General features: G+C 57.6%; 4 protein-coding genes. All 4 read right to left on the minus strand.

Features of this window, described 5'->3' with window-relative positions; genetic code table 11:
- A partial coding sequence (locus Q7T06_RS00275) for a PepSY domain-containing protein (protein WP_304778165.1) occupies positions 1-585 on the minus strand: 585 nt, incomplete at its 3' end.
- Positions 582-872, minus strand: a complete 291-nt coding sequence (locus Q7T06_RS00280; RefSeq protein ID WP_304778168.1) for a DUF3649 domain-containing protein — start codon at positions 870-872, stop codon at positions 582-584. The genes Q7T06_RS00275 and Q7T06_RS00280, both read right to left, overlap by 4 nt.
- 59 nt (positions 873-931) lie before the next feature.
- Positions 932-1,648: a DUF4198 domain-containing protein gene (locus Q7T06_RS00285; protein ID WP_304778171.1), complete on the minus strand. Its 717-nt coding sequence runs from the start codon at positions 1,646-1,648 to the stop codon at positions 932-934.
- A 305-nt stretch (positions 1,649-1,953) separates the two neighbouring features.
- Positions 1,954-3,576, minus strand: a 1,623-nt coding sequence (locus Q7T06_RS00290; RefSeq protein ID WP_304778175.1) for a heavy metal translocating P-type ATPase, incomplete at its 5' end; no start/stop codon positions are given.

Raw genomic sequence — 3,576 nt, forward strand, 5'->3', positions numbered from 1 at the left:
ATTATGCGCATCCAGCCAAGAACGCTGGCCTTTCCTGGGACGGAAGGTAAAGAAATCCTTGAAAATACGCTTGTGCGTGATCACGCCACTGATGATCGCCACCAGCATGAACATTGCGCAAAAGCCGATGATCCAGCGCGCCCATTTTGCCGGCATGTAATGCAAGTCGTAGTGCAGGCGGTAGATGAAATCCCCACCGCGCGTTTCACGTACTTCAGCAAGGCGTTCACCTGTTGCCGGGTTCAAATCTGCACTATTGAATTTGCCGCGCCCTTTTTCTCCCTTGACCGGTGGACTGGTCCAGCCTACCCGCAATTCGGGATTGCGATCACTTGGCATCGTGATAAACCAGCGCGGTGCCTTGGCCGCTTCTTTCTCCAGCATGCGGATTGCGTTTTGCGCAGCAATTACGTCGGATACCGGCGTGATTACAGCCGGATGCAACTCCGGTTGCATCCACAGCGAAATTTCATCGCGGAAGTAAGATGCAGTACCGGCGGTGAATACCAAAAACAATACCCAGCACACCAGCAGTCCTGACCAGGTGTGCAGCCATGCCATCGACTGGCGAAATCCGTCTCTCATGCTGCACTCCGAAACAAGCACAATCCCAGGCCCATCACAACGGTGGGCACACCTATGCCGAGCCAGGCATGCAGCGCATCACGCGCGGCAAATACCCAGATGACGGCACAGGTATATACGATAAATGACAGCAAGGTTGCCGTCATGACCGCGTCCACGCGCGGCATGGGCAAGGCCAGAGATAACACGGCAGTTGACGCCGCCGCCATTGCATAAGCGCCAACTATGGCGGCAACCGCCCGTGAAGCGACACCGAGGCGATACCGCACATCTCTATTCAGTTTCATTTTTGAATGACTCGTTTCTGGTGCTTGTTTCTCTGTCGCGATGTATTTTGGTAATCGGCTTATTTGTTTGGCGCAGCAGCCGGGCCTGCGGCCACGGCCTTGATACCCTTGCTTTGTGCCAGAGACAAGGTTGTTACATAGCTGGCGATGTCGTATGGCTTGCCATCACGTTCGCCTGCTGTCTTGTCGGTGTGGTGTACTTCGAGTACGTAAGTACCTTGCCATGGCAAGTCGAATTTGACTGCGCCCTGCTCATCTGAGATGGCTTCCTTGGCCCAACCCGATTGCACAATGATCTCGACTTTTGTTTTTGGCAGCGGTTGGCCTTTGTAATAAACCTTGAACTCGCCTGGCTTGCCGCTAGGAACCAGATCCAGCGTCAGTTTTGGTGCCTGTGCTGCATCCGATGTGACCAGGCGCGCCGCCGGAGTCCAGATGCTGCGAACCACGGTTTCGCCAGTTTTTTTCTCGAAGCCCGGATAGTTGGTTTCTTCGGCAGTGATGGTTTCGTTCTTGCCTGCGCGTGCCGACAAGGCAAATGCATGGGCTTGCTTGTTTAGCGTCAAAGCCTGATCGCCCTTTGCGCCCGACAGTGTCGCGCTTGGCTTCACAAACTTATCCAGCAGGCCCGGCGATGTTTCGCGCAAGTTTTCGCCGAACTCACCGAAGTACAGATTCGCCGCTTTCGGTGTTTGTTCCAGCCAGATCTGATGGGCTTGTGCCGTACTGGCGAACATCATTGCCGCGATCAGAGTGAGTGCGTAGCCTGGTTTCATGATTTGATCCTTTGGTAAATAAACACGCCATGCTTGCCCATCTGTATGGGCAGCTATCGGCGCTAGGGTTGGACTGCAGCGGCAAAAACTTTCGTTCTCGGCAACGTAATGAATCTTAATGATAATAATTATCATTAGCATGATATGTGAAAATCCAGGTGCTTGCAATCTTCACGTGCGCAAAATAGTGGGTGGGAAGTTTGATGGCTGCGCTAGCTAGCCAAGTGGAGCGGCAAGCCAGCGCGTAGCTGGACGGAAACATGGCGGGCCTCCGTGCGGACGCCCTGAAACCATATTGAACTGGCTTATTTCAGGCTGCGCAGCAAGCGCAAGCCATTCGCCACCACGATCAGGCTCGCGCCCATATCGGCGAACACGGCCATCCAAAGCGTCGCCTGCCCCGACAGGGCCAGCGCCAGGAATACCGCCTTGATGCCGAGCGCGAGCGTGATGTTTTGCAGCAGGATGGTGTGCGCACTGCGGCTCAGGCGCATGAAGTCGGCGAGCTTGCCGAGGTCGTCATCCATCAGCGCCACGTCGGCCGTTTCCAGCGCAGTGTCGGTCCCTGCCGCACCCATCGCAAAACCTATGTTTGCCTGCGCCAACGCCGGCGCATCATTGATGCCGTCGCCTACCATGCCGACATAGCCATAGGTTTGCATCAACTGCCGGATCGCCGTCAATTTTTCATCCGGCAGCAGATTGCCGCGGATATCCGTGATGCCGACCTTGTCCCCTATCACTTGTGCAGTATGCGGATTGTCGCCGGTAAGCATCACTACCTTGACGCCTAGCGCATGCAGCCTGGCTATCGCGGCCACGCTGCTGTCGCGTATCGTGTCGGCCACTGCCAGGATCAGCAGCGGCGCTGTACCTGTACTGAGCACGACGGCGGTCTTGCCGGTTTCTTCAAAGGCAGTCAAGGCCGCTTCCAGCGCTGTGCCGCAGACGCCGAGTTCATGCGTCATCCTGTGATTGCCGAGATAATAAGTCTCGCCTGCTATTGCGCCTTTGACGCCGCGCCCGGTCAGTGCTTCAAAATCGCTGACTTCCAGCAAAATCTCAGGCCCATGTTTGCCGGCCCAGTGTGCGACGATGGCGGTGGAGACTGGATGATCCGAGCGTTGCGACAGGCTGGCTGCAAGCAGCAGCATCCGCTCGGGGTCGCTGTCCGCTACGGCCATCGTGTCGGTGACGACCGGTTTGCCCACGGTCAGCGTGCCAGTCTTGTCTACGGCCAGCGCCTTCAATTTGCGCCCCTGCTCCAGATACACGCCGCCCTTGATCAGCATGCCATGTCGTGCCGCCGCTGCCAGCCCGCTGACGATGGTGACGGGGGTCGAGATGACCAGCGCACAGGGACAGGCTATCACCAGCAAGACCAGCGCTTTATACAGCCACGGCTGAAACGGCAGTTGCAGCAACAGCGGCGGCGCCAGCGCCACGACCAGCGCCATCAGCACGACTGCCGGTATGTAATAACGCGCAAACTGGTCGACAAAACGCTGGGTAGGCGCACGTTCGCCCTGCACTTGCTGCACGCTCTTGATGATGCGCGACAGTGTGGAATCGGCTTGCGCGGCAGTGACGCGGTAATCGAAAGTGCCGCGTTCATTGATGGTGCCGGCAAAAACCATGTCGCCGACCTGTTTGGCGACCGGCATGCTTTCGCCGGTAATCGGCGCCTGGTTGACTGTGCTCTGTCCGTCGACGATGACGCCGTCCAGCGGCAGGCGTTCGCCCGGTTTGATGCGCACGATCGCCGTCAGCGCGACCTGGGTGGCGGCAAGCTGCTGCCAGCTGCCATCGTCGCTGCGCACGGTCGCCATGTCGGGCGTCATCGCCATCAAGCCCTTGATTGCATTGCGCGCGCGATCCAGCGATAGCGCCTCTATCATTTCTGCGGCGGCGAACAGGAAGATGACGAC

Source organism: Herminiimonas sp. (genome assembly GCF_030645555.1).
Taxonomy (GTDB): Bacteria; Pseudomonadota; Gammaproteobacteria; order Burkholderiales; family Burkholderiaceae_D; genus Oxalicibacterium.

What these genes read in the sequence shown, in the direction of transcription:
- Q7T06_RS00280 (WP_304778168.1), bottom strand. Translation starts at nt 872, where the DNA reads ATGAAACTGAATAGAGATGTGCGGTATCGCCTCGGTGTCGCTTCACGG.
- Q7T06_RS00285 (WP_304778171.1), bottom strand. Translation starts at nt 1,648, where the DNA reads ATGAAACCAGGCTACGCACTCACTCTGATCGCGGCAATGATGTTCGCC.